The 13935-nt window shown below is 57.4% G+C and carries 17 protein-coding genes and 1 tRNA gene; 13 read left to right on the forward strand and 5 right to left on the reverse strand.

Annotated elements, in window-relative coordinates:
* Window positions 1-2 precede the first annotated feature (2 nt).
* From ribH to K6117_RS03175, 5 genes are all read left to right on the forward strand, one after another.
* Window positions 3-422 (forward strand): 6,7-dimethyl-8-ribityllumazine synthase, encoded by a 420-nt coding sequence (ribH, locus tag K6117_RS03155; RefSeq protein WP_221792272.1) that lies wholly within the window; start codon window positions 3-5, stop codon window positions 420-422.
* Between the two features lie 86 nt (window positions 423-508).
* Window positions 509-1171, forward strand: coding sequence for an ATP phosphoribosyltransferase (hisG, locus tag K6117_RS03160; protein ID WP_221792273.1), 663 nt, complete (start codon window positions 509-511; stop codon window positions 1169-1171).
* The gene (gene hisD, locus K6117_RS03165) at window positions 1155-2447 is read left to right on the forward strand and encodes a histidinol dehydrogenase (protein WP_221792274.1); all 1293 of its coding nucleotides are present in this window, start codon (window positions 1155-1157) and stop codon (window positions 2445-2447) included. The genes hisG and hisD overlap by 17 nt, the downstream gene beginning before the upstream one ends.
* Window positions 2444-2890, forward strand: coding sequence for a transcription antitermination factor NusB (gene nusB / locus K6117_RS03170; RefSeq protein WP_221792275.1), 447 nt, complete (start codon window positions 2444-2446; stop codon window positions 2888-2890). Before hisD ends, nusB begins: the two co-directional genes overlap by 4 nt.
* Window positions 2887-3552 (forward strand): glutathione S-transferase family protein, encoded by a 666-nt coding sequence (locus K6117_RS03175; RefSeq protein WP_221792276.1) that lies wholly within the window; start codon window positions 2887-2889, stop codon window positions 3550-3552. The genes nusB and K6117_RS03175 overlap by 4 nt, the downstream gene beginning before the upstream one ends.
* A 61-nt stretch (window positions 3553-3613) precedes the next feature.
* Here the strand turns inward: K6117_RS03175 and K6117_RS03180 are convergent, their stop codons facing one another.
* On the reverse strand, window positions 3614-4387 hold the full coding sequence (locus K6117_RS03180) for a DUF1134 domain-containing protein (RefSeq protein WP_221792277.1): 774 nt from the start codon (window positions 4385-4387) through the stop codon (window positions 3614-3616).
* 372 nt (window positions 4388-4759) lie between these two features.
* Between K6117_RS03180 and K6117_RS03185 the strand changes: the two genes are divergently transcribed.
* The 5 genes from K6117_RS03185 to K6117_RS03205 all read left to right on the forward strand — a co-directional run bounded on the left by K6117_RS03185 (window position 4760) and on the right by K6117_RS03205 (window position 8262).
* On the forward strand, window positions 4760-5461 hold the full coding sequence (locus K6117_RS03185; RefSeq protein ID WP_221792278.1) for a cytochrome b/b6 domain-containing protein: 702 nt from the start codon (window positions 4760-4762) through the stop codon (window positions 5459-5461).
* Window positions 5458-5967, forward strand: coding sequence for a helix-turn-helix transcriptional regulator (locus tag K6117_RS03190; protein WP_246604785.1), 510 nt, complete (start codon window positions 5458-5460; stop codon window positions 5965-5967). Before K6117_RS03185 ends, K6117_RS03190 begins: the two co-directional genes overlap by 4 nt.
* 344 nt (window positions 5968-6311) lie before the next feature.
* Window positions 6312-6722 (forward strand): hypothetical protein, encoded by a 411-nt coding sequence (locus tag K6117_RS03195; RefSeq protein WP_221792279.1) that lies wholly within the window; start codon window positions 6312-6314, stop codon window positions 6720-6722.
* Window positions 6723-6841: 119 nt separating this feature from the next.
* A complete protein-coding gene (locus K6117_RS03200) occupies window positions 6842-7765 on the forward strand; it encodes a hypothetical protein (protein WP_221792280.1) in 924 nt (307 codons plus the stop codon).
* 405 nt (window positions 7766-8170) lie between these two features.
* Window positions 8171-8262, forward strand: a tRNA-Ser gene (locus K6117_RS03205).
* A 48-nt stretch (window positions 8263-8310) separates the two neighbouring features.
* Here K6117_RS03205 and K6117_RS03210 read toward each other — a convergent pair.
* Window positions 8311-8829 (reverse strand): acyl-CoA thioesterase, encoded by a 519-nt coding sequence (locus K6117_RS03210; RefSeq protein WP_221792281.1) that lies wholly within the window; start codon window positions 8827-8829, stop codon window positions 8311-8313.
* Window positions 8830-9248: 419 nt separating this feature from the next.
* On the opposite strand from K6117_RS03210, the gene K6117_RS03215 reads away from it, so the two are divergent.
* The 3 genes from K6117_RS03215 to K6117_RS03225 are packed head-to-tail and all read left to right on the forward strand — an operon-like array spanning window position 9249 to window position 11119.
* Complete coding sequence (locus K6117_RS03215) at window positions 9249-9998, forward strand: transglutaminase-like cysteine peptidase (protein WP_221792282.1); 750 nt, start codon at window positions 9249-9251, stop codon at window positions 9996-9998.
* 40 nt (window positions 9999-10038) lie between these two features.
* Window positions 10039-10641, forward strand: coding sequence for a hypothetical protein (locus K6117_RS03220; protein ID WP_221792283.1), 603 nt, complete (start codon window positions 10039-10041; stop codon window positions 10639-10641).
* 46 nt (window positions 10642-10687) lie between these two features.
* Window positions 10688-11119 carry a nuclear transport factor 2 family protein gene (locus K6117_RS03225; protein WP_221792284.1) on the forward strand — a complete coding sequence of 144 codons (432 nt, stop codon included), beginning with the start codon at window positions 10688-10690 and terminating at the stop codon, window positions 11117-11119.
* Window positions 11120-11148: 29 nt separating this feature from the next.
* Here K6117_RS03225 and K6117_RS03230 read toward each other — a convergent pair whose 3' ends face one another.
* The 3 genes from K6117_RS03230 to K6117_RS03240 are packed head-to-tail and all read right to left on the reverse strand — an operon-like array spanning window position 11149 to window position 13933.
* Window positions 11149-11712: an A24 family peptidase gene (locus tag K6117_RS03230; RefSeq protein WP_221792285.1), complete on the reverse strand. Its 564-nt coding sequence runs from the start codon at window positions 11710-11712 to the stop codon at window positions 11149-11151.
* Window positions 11709-12542 carry a tetratricopeptide repeat protein gene (locus tag K6117_RS03235; protein WP_221792286.1) on the reverse strand — a complete coding sequence of 278 codons (834 nt, stop codon included), beginning with the start codon at window positions 12540-12542 and terminating at the stop codon, window positions 11709-11711. Before K6117_RS03235 ends, K6117_RS03230 begins: the two co-directional genes overlap by 4 nt.
* Window positions 12539-13933 carry a tetratricopeptide repeat protein gene (locus tag K6117_RS03240; RefSeq protein ID WP_221792287.1) on the reverse strand — a complete coding sequence of 465 codons (1395 nt, stop codon included), beginning with the start codon at window positions 13931-13933 and terminating at the stop codon, window positions 12539-12541. Before K6117_RS03240 ends, K6117_RS03235 begins: the two co-directional genes overlap by 4 nt.
* Window positions 13934-13935: the final 2 nt, after the last annotated feature.

A 13935-nucleotide genomic window follows, 5' to 3' on the forward strand; every position in this document is an offset into this window, starting at 1 on the left:
TAATGGCAAAAATTCTCTTGGTGGAAGCCCGCTTCTACACCCATCTCAATGACATGCTGCTGGACGGCGCGCGCCATGCTTTGGAAGAAGCCGGGCATCAACATGAAACCCTCACCGTGCCGGGCGCGCTCGAAATCCCGGCGGCGATTGCCTTTGCCGCAGAATCCGGGCGCTATGATGCGTTCGTCGCCTTGGGCGTCGTGATCCGGGGCGAAACCTATCATTTCGAAATCGTTGCGGGCGAAAGCGCGCGCGGCATCATGGCGTTGACCATGGATGGCATCGCCATCGGCAATGGCATTTTGACGGTCGAAAATGAGGCCCAAGCCCTGACCCGCGCCAAGCGTGCGGAAAAGGACAAGGGTGGCGAGGCCGCCAAGGCCGCGCTCGCCCTGCTCGATCTCAAGAGCCGCTTCGCCTGATCAACAGGGGCGCGGATGCGCTGATCCGATATTCCGGCACGGCTTTGCTTGCGTCCGGGCGGCGCAGAACGTAAAGCGCGGCTATCATGTCGGATCAGATCATCTTCGCCGTGCCCAAGGGCCGCATCCTGGACGAAGCCTTGCCCATGCTGGCAAAGGCGGGAATTGAGCCGGAAGCCAGCTTTCACGACCCCAAATGCCGGGCGTTGCGCTTTGCCACCAACCGCCCGGACATTGGCATCATTCGCGTCCGCGCGTTCGATGTGGCGACGTTTGTCGCGCATGGCGCGGCGCAATTGGGCATTGTCGGTTCGGATGTGATCGACGAATTCAACTATTCCGAACTTTATGCGCCGGTCGATCTCAACATCGGCCATTGCCGCATTTCGGTCGCGGAACCGACCGATATGGCGCTCCATGACGATCCACGCAGCTGGAGCCATGTCCGCGTCGCGACCAAATATCCCGGCATCACCAAGCGCTATTTCGAAGCGCGCGGCGTGCAGGCCGAATGCGTTAAGCTCAACGGCGCGATGGAATTGGCCCCGACCCTCGGCCTGTCGAGCCGGATCGTCGATCTGGTATCTTCCGGCAAGACGTTGAAGGACAATGGGCTGGTCGAAGTCGAAGTGATTTCGCAGGTCTCCGCCCGGCTGGTCGTCAATCGCGCCGCGTTCAAGACGCGCGCCGATGTGATCGGGCCGATTGTGCAGGCGTTCCGGGAGGCTGTCCGTGCCGATACGGCTTGACGCACAAGATTCGGGCTTTGCCGCGCAGTTCGACAATATTGTCCACGCCCGGCGCGAGGCCGATCAAGATGTGTCGCGCGATGTCGCCGCGATCCTTGCCGACGTCCGCCAAAACGGCGACACGGCAGTGGCCGCGCTCACCGCGAAATTCGATGGTTTCGATCTTGAACAGCACGGCTGGCAAATAGACCGCGCCGCCTGCAAAGCCGCGCTTGAAGGACTTGCACCCGAACTTCGCGCCGCGCTCGAATGCGCCGCCGAGCGCATCCGCGCCTATCACGCCGCGCAAAAACCGGAAAATCGCGACTATACCGACGAAACCGGCGTTCGCCTCGGCGCGCGCTGGGGCGCGGTCGATGCCGCCGGGATTTATGTGCCGGGTGGCCGCGCCTCTTATCCGTCCTCCGTATTGATGAACGCCATTCCGGCCAAGGTCGCGGGCGTCACCCGGCTGGTCATGACCGTGCCGACCCCCAAGGGGGAGATCAATCCGCTGGTGCTGGCCGCAGCCGAACTCGCAGGCGTCGATGAATTATGGCGTATCGGCGGCGCACAGGCGATTGGCGCGCTGGCTTATGGCACCGACAAGATCAAGCCGGTGGACGTCATCACCGGCCCCGGCAATGCTTGGGTGGCCGAGGCCAAGCGCCAGGTCTTTGGCGTGGTCGGCATCGATATGGTCGCAGGTCCAAGCGAAATTCTCGTGGTCGCGGACGGCAAAAATGACCCCGAATGGATCGCCGCCGATTTGCTCAGCCAGGCCGAACATGACCCAAGCAGCCAATCCATTCTCATCACCGATGACAGCAGCTTCGCCGATGCGGTCGAGGCCGCCATTGCGCGTCAATTGGATGCCCTCGCCACCGGCCCGGTCGCCCGCCAAAGCTGGCACGAACATGGTGTCATCATCCTGACCGACGATCTACTGGGGTCCGCCGCGCTGATCGACCGGCTGGCGCCCGAACATCTCGAACTGGCGATCGACAATCCGGACGCCTTGTTCGATCGGGTGCGCCATGCCGGGTCCGTATTCCTTGGCCGTCATACGCCCGAGGCGGTCGGCGATTATGTCGCCGGTCCCAATCACGTGCTGCCCACCGGGCGACGCGCGCGTTTTTCCTCCGGCCTTTCGGTGCTCGATTTCATGAAAAGAACCAGCTTCCTCGCCTGCACGGCCAGTTCGATCCAAGCGATCGGTCCTGCCGCTGTTGCTTTGGCCGAGGCCGAAGGTCTGCCCGCCCATGCCTCTTCCGTTGCCCGGAGATTATCACGATGAGCCGCTCCAAATCGCGCTCCGCCGCCCGTCTCGCTGCGGTGCAGGCTTTGTATCAGTTGGAAATGGAGGAAACGAAACTCCCTGTCCTGCTGCATGAATTTCACCAGCATCGGCTGGGCGCGACGATTGAAGACGCGACCTATGTCGCGGCGGAAGTCACGTTTTTCGATGATATCGTCAAAGGCGTCGATGCCCGCCGCGATGAAATCGACGCGCTGATCACCGATCATCTGGCCGAGGGCTGGACGCTGCAACGGCTGGATCGCCCGTTGCGCCAGATCCTGCGCGCCGGAACCTATGAACTGATGGCCCGCATCGATGTGCCAACCGCGACCGTCATCAGCGAATATCTCGATGTCGCTGATGCCTTTTACGACAAGCGCGAAAAGGGCTTCGCCAATGGCCTGCTCGATGGCATCGCCAAGAAAGTGCGCGGGCAATGAAGCTTATTATCGGCAACAAGGCCTATAGCAGCTGGTCGCTGCGTGGCTGGCTTGCCGCTAAGCAATCAGCCCTGCCGTTCGAAGAAATCGTCGTGCCGCTGTATGACGACGCATGGGCAAAGCGCCGCAACGATCCCGATCTAGCGCCTTCCGCCGGCAAGGTGCCGACCTTGTGGGACGGTGAGATTGTGGTGTGGGACAGCCTCGCCATTCTCGAATATCTTGATGAAAAATCGGGCGGCACCCGTTTCTGGCCGCAAGATCCCGCTGCGCGCGCGATGGCGCGATCAATGGCTGCGGAAATGCACAGCGGCTATATGGCCCTGCGCCGCGAGCATTCGATGAACATCCGCCGCGTCTATCCGGCCCAGCCGCCATCAGAGGCCGTGCTGGCCGATATCGACCGGATCATGACGCTCTGGGCGCAGGCCCGCGCGCGTTATGGCAGCGATGGCGATTTCCTGTTCGGCGCATTTGGCGCGGTCGATATCATGTTCGCGCCGGTTATCACCCGGCTCATCACCTACAGCCTGCCGGTCGCGCGCTTTGCGGAAGGCTATATGCAGGCCGTCATCTCGCACCCGTTCATGCAGGAATGGATCGGCGGCGCACAGGCCGAAGAATGGATCATCGACCGGTTCGAACTGCCCGCGCAATCATAAGCAGGCCAGTCATCGCAAGCTAAAGTGAGGGCGAGGCCAGCCTCGCCCCCTCAATTCCTTATTAAAACGGGCTCCAGCGCGATTCCTTGCTGAACTTCATATATCCGGCATTGACGCCCAAGCGCCAGCCAACGCCCAGCCGGATCGGGATCAACACGACCGAACCGCTCCGCAAATAGCTGGCGGTAAAGCCACCGACGACATAGGCATTGCCTTCAACTGCCGGGTAGCGCTTGAACAATTCCTGCGAGTCATAGAGATTATAGACAAGGACAAAGGTCTTCGCGCCATTGGCACCGAGATCGAAACCGAGCGATGGGCCAGTCCAATAGACGGGCATTTTCCCCTCGACCTTATGGGTCAATGTGCCAGAGCCATAACGCACCCCGACGAACACCGCGCCCCCGGCTTCACGCCCGGCGATATAGCCATTGGGTTCGCCCTGATCCTTCAAAATCTTCTCGATCAGCTTCGCCAGCCCTTCAGCCCCCTTGCCGAACACGCCTTCGGCAGCGGCAATAACATCCTGCTGCTGATAGGTCGGCGCTGTGTTGGCTATGGTTGTGGGAGCTGTAGCCTCTGCTGCATTGCTGGCCACCGGCGCGGCGCTTGCAACAGGCGTTGCAGGTGCAGCCGCAACAGCCGTTTCTGGCGGAACATTGGTCCCATAGCCAGCCTCGCTTTGCGGCACGGGCGCGACATCCGCCTGCAGGCCTGCATCGGGATCAACCCGCTGTACCTGCGCGGACGCGATTGGGGCGTAAATGACTGCCATGCCAAAGAGCACGCACCCAAGTCGTTGTGTCAGGCGAGCGCCATAACGAGATCCGGACATGAAAAACTACCTCCCTTTTCCCGAAGCCAGACGATTATCCTTAACCGACATAATGTTGCGAGCAACCCCAGATTGCCTAGTTCACCTTGCTGCACCCTGAACCAGCGCCAGACCGAGTCAATTTTACGCCGGATGACGCGTACGGCATAATATCAAAGGGTAATATCTCCTCCTGCCCCCTCGGCTTGTCCGCCTATGGGCCTGCCTGCAGCACTCGGCAACCTCACTCGCCTCCAGCGTTAATCGAGCTGCCACGAGCATCACGCCCCCAACCACAAAGTGAATGATGGCGCTCTAAGCATCTGCTTATCAGTGATCAAATAAGCGGACGGTTCATTGTCTTGCCAAAGTCGTCGGCCTTATATCCGACGGATGAAAGAGCAAGGGTTCAGTATGGCACAACAAATTGATAACATCCCGCGCCGCTGGGATCCGATCGTCAAATTGACGCACTGGGGTATTGTAGCGGCCATCATTGGCAATGCGTTGGTGACAGAGGAAGGTTCTGGTTGGCATATTTGGGTCGGCTACAGCCTGGCTGCGTTATTAGCACTTCGCCTGTTATGGGGACTGATTGGTCCATCAGAAGCGCGCTTTTCCGCTTTTCCGCCCAGCCCCTCCCGCGCTCTCATGCATATCTCCGAAATTCGTCGAGGGGAGGTCGCCAGGCATAAGTCACATAATCCACTTGGTGCATTAATGGTTTATGCTATCTGGGCTATGCTTGGCATCATCATCGCCAGCGGCATCGCGCTGTCCGGCCCGCCACCTGCTGACCCGTCGGCAAATCATGCGCAGCATGAGGGTGAGGCACAATTGGCTGGTACGATTGCCCTAGGTGAGCACAGAGAGGTCGAACGCGATGACGAAACGACTGAAGACCGCGCACACGAAATTGCCGGAGAAGCGGATGAAGGCGAAGAAAATATCTTGGTCGAGGTCCATGAAGTGGCCGTCAACCTGCTCTATCTCCTGATCGCGCTCCATCTTGCCGGTGTCGTCTTCGAAACGCATCGCTCTGGCCGCGAAACCATTGCTGCGATGATCCCCCGATGGAACCGAACGCGCCCATGACCAGACAGGCCCTAAAATTCTCCAAGCACAGCGACCGACAAACAATGGCTGTAGCGGCCATCGTGGTGCTGCAAGCGTTGGGCGCGATCTTCTTCCTCGCCGATGCCATGGGTGACATATTTGCCATCGGCTTCAACATGCACATTGTCATAGAGAGCATCGTATCCTTTGCGCTATTTGCTGGCGTCGTCTTCGGCGCACAGGCTGTTAACGTCATGCTGGCACAAGCTAGGCAACGCGACGAGGCATTGGCCATCGCCTCGGGCGCATTGGCGGACCTTATCCGGCATCGCTTTGCGGCGTGGAAATTAACCAAGGGCGAGGCAGATGTAGCGATGTTCGCACTCAAAGGCTGCACCATCGCCCAAATTGCCGAATTGCGCGGCACTGCCGAGGGCACCGTGCGCGCCCAGTTGGCAAGGGTATATGCCAAGGCCAATGTCACCAACCAAACCGCTTTTGTTTGCCTATTCTTTGAAGACCTTCTCGACATAGGAAACGGATAACGGGCGCAGTTGCCCGGATAGAACGCTTCGGCATTGCGAAGATAAGCATCTGCTTATCAGGCACCAAATAAGCAGAAGGTTTATTGCCCATCTGCCTACATCGGTACAGCTTGACCATGAGTGGGGCATGCCCTGTGGGGATTGCACCTGTGGTGGCTGTAGCGCCTCTCTCAACTTGCCGTCGAGTTACAGTTAACCCACAGTAACCAAACAAGATAATTGAACTTCATTGGCGGTTAATATATAAGAATTTAATAAAATAATGCGAATGAAAAGTTAAGTATGGATGCGGCGCATGTCATTCTTAAACAACATTCAAGGTTGCAGCAGAAGGAAAAACTAGAATGAGAATCAATATCGCACATCTGCGCAAGAGCCTGCTTCTGACGACAGGCGTCTTTGCCTATGCCATGACTCCGGTCGCGGCGATGGCCTCTGATGTGGCCAGTGAAGCTGCACAAGAAGCAACGTCCGAGGCAACGGAAAGCGCCAACGAAACCGCGCATGAGGCCGCCGAACACGCCAATGAAGCTGCCCATGAGGCCGCTGAACAAGCCGATGAAGCTGCGCATGAAGCGGCTGAAGACGCTGATGAGGCTGCGCATGAAGCCGCTGAAGAGGCTGACGAAGCTGCGCATGAAGCCGCTGAACAAGCTGCCGAAGCAGCTCATGAGGCGGCTGAAGACGCTCGTGAAGCCGCCAAGGAAGCAGCCGAAGACGAAGCTGAGGACGAAGTTCACGAATCCGTCGGCTAAGCTGAGATCGAAATCAGCGGCATGTATCGCTTGAATTCAATGTGACGATAATCGGGGCTGCGGCAAGTTCGCAGCCTCGTTTGTCATGATGGGTCCGTCACGCGGACAAAGGGGAAAAGATGAACTACAAATTTGCAACGCGCCGTGCTGCGATGCTGGTCGCGGGTGCAGCCGTGCTGACGACCGTTTCGGCACAGGCCAAGGATGAAAAGCCATTCTCGCTGGTGGTCACCGCCGGTGCAGAATATGATAGCAATGTATCCGTCGAACAAACCGATGTGATCACCCGTCAGGGCGATGTGCTCGGCATTTTGGGCGCAGAGGCAAAGTACAAGGCCAAATTGGCGGACAAGACCGCGCTCACGCTCGGCTATGATTTCGAACAGACATTGCATTCGGACTTTACCGATTTCGACATGCAGACCCATACATTATCGGCGGGGCTCGACACGCAGGTCGCCGGAGTAGGTGTCGGCGCCGATTACAGCTTCTCCCATATCCTGTTGGGCGGCGAAGGCTTTCTCGACATGCACCAGATCAGCCCGTCAGTGAGCGGCTTCGTCGCGAAATCGCTCTATGTGCGCGGCAGCTATACCTATCTCGATAAAAACTTCGACACCTTCGACAGCCGGGATGCAAAGAACCAGCAAATCGACGGCAGCGCCTATTATTTCTTCATGAATAACAAGGCCTATGTCAGTTTCGGCGCGCGTTACGAGCATGAAAACACTGTCAGTCCCACCCTTGATTATGACGGCTTCCAACTGAGCGCGAACCTGCAGCTCCCGATCACCCTGCTGGATCGCGCGGGCAAGGTGAAATTCGGTTATGCGTATCGCGAACGTCAATATGACAACATCACGCCGTCCATCGGCGAAAAGCGCGAAGAAAATCGCTCGACCTTCAAGGCTAGCGCCGAACTACCACTGGTCGGCAAGTTCGTGTTCAAGCCGGAATATCGCTATGTGAACCGGAACTCGAACTACGTCTTTTCGAACTATAACGAACATGTCGTGACGGGTAAGATCAGCTACAAATTCTGATATCTCCCGCCCATAAAAGTGAAAAGCCCCGGTTATCGCCGGGGCTTTTTTCATTATAAATGCGTCATCCGCACGACTTTCCGGCGCCAATGACAGTCTTTCGCAGATCGTCAGCGCGCACTGACAATGTGGATCAATCCGCGTTTCCATCACAATCCACCTCGACTGCCATGTGCGAAATCCCATCAGATGGTGGAGAATAAAAATGGGACTAAAATGCCTTTGACACACCCCCATGATTCCACTATTCGGCAGCCACAGCTAGAAAAATAACGGCCTTAAAAACCGCTCATTTTTCTAAAAACTCGTTATTTTTCAATAGCTAGCAAAGACACGCTGGTTAAAATTGCAAAGCAAATGTGTTATAGTATATAATACAGCGCTAAGTGATTGAAAAATAAGGCCGGAGACGTGGGTGAGTGGCTGAAACCAACGGTTTGCTAAACCGTCGTACCCTGAATAGGGTACCGAGAGTTCGAATCTCTCCGTCTCCGCCATTTACGCTGCGCTAAATTGCCCACAATCCCCCGCTCAAAATCAGCCCATTAATTGCCAGGGGCATGACCTTCATCGGCGTTGCCATGCCCCGTCTGACGGATGGCGACGAATTTTGCCTCCATCTCGCGCCGCATCGACCTACGCACCTCGGCCACGGTAAAACGACGGTGCTCGTCAGCAGTTTCCGGGATCAACGGCGGCACCGGCGTCGGCTTGCCAGCGTCATCGACGGCAATCATCGTGAAAAAACAGCTATTCACATGCCGCACGACCTTTGCCCGAATATCTTCGGCAATGACCTTGATCCCGATTTCCATCGAAGACGTGCCGGTGTGATTGACCGATGCCAGAAAGGTCACCAACTCCCCCACATGGATCGGCTGGCGGAACATGACCTGATCCACGCTGAGCGTCACCACATAACATCCGGCATAACGGCTGGCGCAGGCATAGGCCACCTGATCAAGCAGCTTGAGAATAGAGCCGCCATGCACCTTCCCCGAAAAATTCGCGGTGTCCGGCGTCATCAGGACCGTCATGGTCAATTGGTGGGAGGGCAGATCCATGAGGGAGGCTTCCTTGATGTCATATCAGCAACGCCAACAACCACAGGCCAATGCCGCAACACAATGCCCTTCACATGCGATAGGTCAATGCCATCACGAACGCAAATGGGGGCGCAAGAAGCGCCCGATCTGCGCCGCCACAGACTATCAGCAGACCGTTCAATGGCGATTAATTAATGAATTATATTTTTACAATTAGCCCATTTTTATGCTAGGAGAAATTATAGATAGATAAGAAAGAGCACATGGTGCCGCCAAGGTTGACCATGTCGGACTTGAGGACAACGCCAACGTTAACGCGCTGGAAATTGGTTTTTAAGCGGTCAGTTTGACCGCTGAAAAAGCCCTGTTTGTTGCAAACCGGCGTTCGCGACGACTCATACGTCCGACGGACAGGAATCAAGATCAACGAGGCACGCATGACCGATATCCATTACCCAAAGGGACACAGGTTCATCGATATGTTTTCCTATTCGGTCTATCGACTGATGGATTATCTGCGGCAATCGGGCGCGCTCGTCACGGCGGCCATTCTTTCGATCATCTCGTTGATCTTCGTGCTCGGCCTGATCGCGGATACCCGTACCAAGCCCAAGCCCCTGCCCGCGATGTACAACACTTTGGGGATCAGGATTTCGCACTCTCCCTTTGACGCCAAGATGCGCCGTGCCGCCGTGCCGGGCGGTGGCGTGCGCTGGAGCACCGCCGTCACCCATGCTCGGGCCATTGCCGACCCGGTGAAACGGATCGAGTTCATCCACAATTATGTCACCAGCACTATCGAATATGTCGATGATGCCCGTTTCTACCAAGTCGATGATTATTGGGCGACGCCCAATGAAACCATGGCCAGTCGGCGCGGCGATTGCGAGGATTATGCGATCCTTGAAATGATGCTGCTGAACGCGGTCGGCTTTTCGCGTTCGGACATGTATCTGACGATTGGCCATGATCTGCTGGCACGCCGCGATCATGCCTTGTTGTCGGTCAAGGTCGGCGATCAACTTTGGGCGCTTGATCAACGCGCGCCGAAAATCTTTCCTGCTGCTGCCGTATTCGACTTTCGGCCAATCATGACGCTAAGCGAAAACAACGTCTGGCTGCATGGCTATGCGCGTCAGCCCACCACGCGCTACGCGGCCAAGCAGGACGATCAGACCCGCGAATAATTCGCGGGCCTGATGGACCGCTTAATGGAGACGAATACGGATGTTTTTCGAACAGGAAGTGAATCAGTATTTTTCAGGCCAGTTCGAAAGCGTCAATTTTGGCGATTATCTCTATATCCTCGCGGGCATCTGGACGCTGGTAAAACTGCTGTTTTTCGTGATCCCGACACTGGAATTATCGCATATCTACGATCTGGAGCGGGCCACCAATCGCGGCATTCACGTGCCGCGCTATAAACGTTTGGTGCAGGATTGGATCATCCTGCTGATCCTCGTCCCGGTGGTCGATTGCTTCATCTTTTTCTACATTGTGATCAATGTGATTGGGCGCGTGGCGGGCCTATATCCGCTGACGGTCATCAAATGCCAGATTTACGGGATCAGTGCTGGCATTTTGAACCTGATGATCTTGTCGAACCTGTTCAGCATGATCTTGTTTTCATCCGGCTATCTGGTGGCCAATCAGCACATGTCGTTCTTGATGCTGAACGGCGCGATCGTCATGGCATGGGCGATCTTGTCCGCTTATCACCTCTATTATATCTACCTTCTCAACCGCGAGTTGAACCTGAAGGTCAAATCGCCCCAGCTCTTTTCAGATCATGACAAGGGCAATATTCCCTTTACGGCGGATCATCTGTGATGCCAGCCCGTATTCAGACGACCAGTATTCAGGCGGCGATGGCGCAATGAGAAACTATTCCGGAGCATTTGAAGACCGCGTGGCCGTGCGCGAACTGTATGAATCCTATGCCGATGCGATCACCCGGCGCGATGCGCCCTTGTGGGGCAGTTGTTGGTCCGCACAGGGCAAATGGCAACCGAGCGATGAGGCCTATGAGGGCCGCGATGTCATTGTCGATCGCTGGATCTATATGATGAAGAATGAGTCAGGCCTGAAAGGCCGCAACACCCGCCTGTTTCAAAACCAGCCTGCCGCTATCATGATCGATGGCGATAGCGGCTATGGCTGGTCCTATACGAATGAATTGATCGTCGATCAGCAAAACATGACCTATCATCTGAACGGCCTATATGCCGACCGTTACATCCGGGAAGATGGGCATTGGATGTTCGAGGAACGGATCTTCAAGAAAGTCCATCTCGACCACCCTTATTGACGGGGCAGCTATTGCTTTTACTGCGCGGATCAAACGACCGCGCGCGGGGTAAAATCGACCGCCGGCAAATGCAGCACGGGCTGCGGATCGAAACCATAGAGCACGGCGCACAAAATCGCCCCGGCGGCAATCGCCACGCCATAAGGGATCGGCCCTTTTGGTTCCAGCATCGCCCATCCTGCGCCACGCGCTTCGTCCGCCTTGTCCTGGGGTGATGGTTTAAACCCCAACAACGGCAGAACGCGGCGCAATATGATCAGGACAAAAGTCATCAACGCGCCGAACAGGACAATCGACATCAGATAATGCGGCGCATCTGCAAGGTTGAACCACAAGGCCCCGGCCATGAACAATTTGGCATCGCCGCCCCCGATCAGCCCGAAATGAAAGGCAAGGCTACCGAGGACAAAGGCGAGCGCGAATACCACCAGATTTTGCCAGACATCAAGATTGAACCCCACTGCCACCAGCCAAAATGGGAACAGGGCCAGAATTGCCAGCACGAACAGGTTTGAAATTCGCAACTGCATCACATCCTGCAACGCCGCGAGGATCAACAAGGACCACATCCCATATTTGACGATGTCGATCATTTTTGCGGCTCCCGTTGTTGCACCAGATCAAGATTGGCCTGCGCCCGGTCATAATGCACCTGGCTGGTTTCCAGCGCCTGTTGCAAATAGCCCTTGGCGACTTCGCTTTTACCCAGCAAATAGGCCATAAATCCGGCATTGTTCAAGCGCAGTGCCTGTTGCGCCGGGTCTGGCGAGGTCCCATCTTCCGGCATGATACGATCCGGCAATGGTTCATTCGCGCCAATCGTCGCAAGATCGAGATTGTTGAGCAGACGAGTATCATCGGGCACAAGCAGCAGCCCCTCACGCAAGATCGTCTCCGCCTCGGCAAAGCGCGCCTGCAAGATCAGGGAATAGCCCATATTGTTGATGACGGTCACTTCATCCGGGACGATCGCACGTGCCTCACCATAAGCATGCATGCTTTCGACCCAATCCCCGATGCGATCCGCGATCACGCCCAACGCATTCCATGCGCGCCAGCGTTCCGGACAATGCGCGACCGCATCACGGAGCCGCAACTTCGCCGCATTGACCCGATCAAGGCGTAAAGCGGCAAGACCTGCCCCCTCCATCGCCCGGCAATTTTCCTGTTCGACCGACAGCACGCGATCAAAGGCCGCGAACGCATCGCCCGCCCGGCCTTGAGCAAGAGCCAGCCGCCCCTCCAGCTCATCCAGCCGGGTGGGATCAGAAATGCTGCGATCTTGCCGTGCCAGACGGATCATGTCCTCCGCCTGCACCAGCCGCCCTTTGATCAGGGCGAGTTCAATCAGCCCCAGCGTATCCTGCTGGGCCGCCACTGGCGAGAACGCCAATAAAGCGGCAAGAAACAGCGCGCGCTTCATCCCCGCCGGGTCTTGAGTGCCGCCGTCTGCATGCCGCGCGCATTGGCACCCAGCACGACCACGATGCGCGTTGCACGCGATTCTTGCAAAATGCGGGTCGGGAATGGCAGGCTTTTTTGCACCGCCAATGCGCGATCACGCTGGCCGCGCGGATAGACGACCCATGACAGGCGATAACGACGCGTCGCATTGGCGGTCTGGGTCTGGTTAATCCCCGACAGCGCCAATTGCTGCTGCGCCCAACGCGCAAGGCCAGTCTGGCCCGCGGCATTGATCAGCCGGATGGAGGGGCGGCCCGGTTGTTTAACGGCCTGAATGGCGACTTGCTTGGCAACGGGCTTGCCCACCTGCTTGACAGGCTGCTGCGGCGATTGCTTGGTGGCGATGCTGCGTAGCGGCGCCAGCGCCGCGACAACAACTGGTATGGGCGTGGGCGCAGGCTTGGCAACGGTTGCGGTTGCGGTTGCGGTTGCGGTTGTAACCGGCGCGACCTTCACCGGGGCAGCAACCTTTACCGGCGCGACAAGCGCGGCCAGATAATGCGGTTGCACTGCCGCGACCTTCAAGGGCGCGGTGGGCAACGATAGCGCGACCTTTACGGGTGCGACTGGCTTTATCAATGTGGCGGACTTCATCGGCACCACAGGCTGCACCGGCGCGGCCACCATTGCAGGCGCGCCAATGGGTGTGAGTAATGTCGGGATTTGGATCGGCGCGGCATTGGCTACTGCCCCGGAAACCGCGACGGCCTCCGCCAAGACTATAGGCGCAGCTATCGAAACGGGTGTCGGCATCGCCACCGCCACTGGTGTCGATACAGCCTCAACCGGCGCGGCCTCCACTGTTGCGGCCTCCACGGGTGTCGCAACCTCTGCCTCAACTGTCGCAGAGGCCGCGACTGCGGCGGTCACTGGCGCGGCTTCGGCGGCAATCGCCACAGGCGCAGCAGGTGGCATCGCCGCCACGACCATCTTGCCGGCCTCGATCGCCTGCCATTCTGCCAGCAGGGCCGCCCCCTCGCCCTTGCGGCCTTGCATGTCGAGCGAGCGCGCCATGTTGCGGTAAATCCGGCCATCCATCGGCGCACGCGCCAAGGCCATCTGATAATATTTCTCGCTGACGTCAAAGCGCCCGATCATGTCATAACAAGCCGCCAGCCCATTATAGCCCTCTGGCGCATCCGGTGCCTCGCGCACGACCCGACGGAACGATTCAATCGCCAGCGCATATTGGCCACGACTGAACAATTCCCGGCCCTTCAGCGCAGATACGCCTTCGCTCACCGGATTCGACTGAAGCGGGCGGACTTCGACCATCTTGTTATTGGGGGAACAGGCCACCACGCCGCCATAAGCGGCGAACATGATGCAGGATGCAGTCAGACGGTTCATGC

Source organism: Alteraquisediminimonas sediminicola (genome assembly GCF_019740335.1).
Taxonomy (GTDB): domain Bacteria; phylum Pseudomonadota; class Alphaproteobacteria; order Sphingomonadales; family Sphingomonadaceae; genus Alteraquisediminimonas; species Alteraquisediminimonas sediminicola.

Excerpts from the sequence above, each read along its gene's own strand:
- hisG (WP_221792273.1), top strand. The coding sequence starts at position 509 with ATGTCGGATCAGATCATCTTCGCCGTGCCCAAGGGCCGCATCCTGGAC.
- K6117_RS03225 (WP_221792284.1), top strand. The coding sequence starts at position 10,688 with ATGAGAAACTATTCCGGAGCATTTGAAGACCGCGTGGCCGTGCGCGAA.
- ribH (WP_221792272.1), top strand. The coding sequence starts at position 3 with ATGGCAAAAATTCTCTTGGTGGAAGCCCGCTTCTACACCCATCTCAAT.
- K6117_RS03190 (WP_246604785.1), top strand. The coding sequence starts at position 5,458 with ATGACCAGACAGGCCCTAAAATTCTCCAAGCACAGCGACCGACAAACA.
- nusB (WP_221792275.1), top strand. The coding sequence starts at position 2,444 with ATGAGCCGCTCCAAATCGCGCTCCGCCGCCCGTCTCGCTGCGGTGCAG.
- K6117_RS03210 (WP_221792281.1), bottom strand. The coding sequence starts at position 8,829 with ATGGATCTGCCCTCCCACCAATTGACCATGACGGTCCTGATGACGCCG.
- K6117_RS03240 (WP_221792287.1), bottom strand. The coding sequence starts at position 13,933 with ATGAACCGTCTGACTGCATCCTGCATCATGTTCGCCGCTTATGGCGGC.
- K6117_RS03230 (WP_221792285.1), bottom strand. The coding sequence starts at position 11,712 with ATGATCGACATCGTCAAATATGGGATGTGGTCCTTGTTGATCCTCGCG.
- K6117_RS03220 (WP_221792283.1), top strand. The coding sequence starts at position 10,039 with ATGTTTTTCGAACAGGAAGTGAATCAGTATTTTTCAGGCCAGTTCGAA.
- K6117_RS03180 (WP_221792277.1), bottom strand. The coding sequence starts at position 4,387 with ATGTCCGGATCTCGTTATGGCGCTCGCCTGACACAACGACTTGGGTGC.
- K6117_RS03200 (WP_221792280.1), top strand. The coding sequence starts at position 6,842 with ATGAACTACAAATTTGCAACGCGCCGTGCTGCGATGCTGGTCGCGGGT.
- K6117_RS03185 (WP_221792278.1), top strand. The coding sequence starts at position 4,760 with ATGAAAGAGCAAGGGTTCAGTATGGCACAACAAATTGATAACATCCCG.
- K6117_RS03195 (WP_221792279.1), top strand. The coding sequence starts at position 6,312 with ATGAGAATCAATATCGCACATCTGCGCAAGAGCCTGCTTCTGACGACA.
- K6117_RS03215 (WP_221792282.1), top strand. The coding sequence starts at position 9,249 with ATGACCGATATCCATTACCCAAAGGGACACAGGTTCATCGATATGTTT.
- K6117_RS03235 (WP_221792286.1), bottom strand. The coding sequence starts at position 12,542 with ATGAAGCGCGCGCTGTTTCTTGCCGCTTTATTGGCGTTCTCGCCAGTG.
- K6117_RS03175 (WP_221792276.1), top strand. The coding sequence starts at position 2,887 with ATGAAGCTTATTATCGGCAACAAGGCCTATAGCAGCTGGTCGCTGCGT.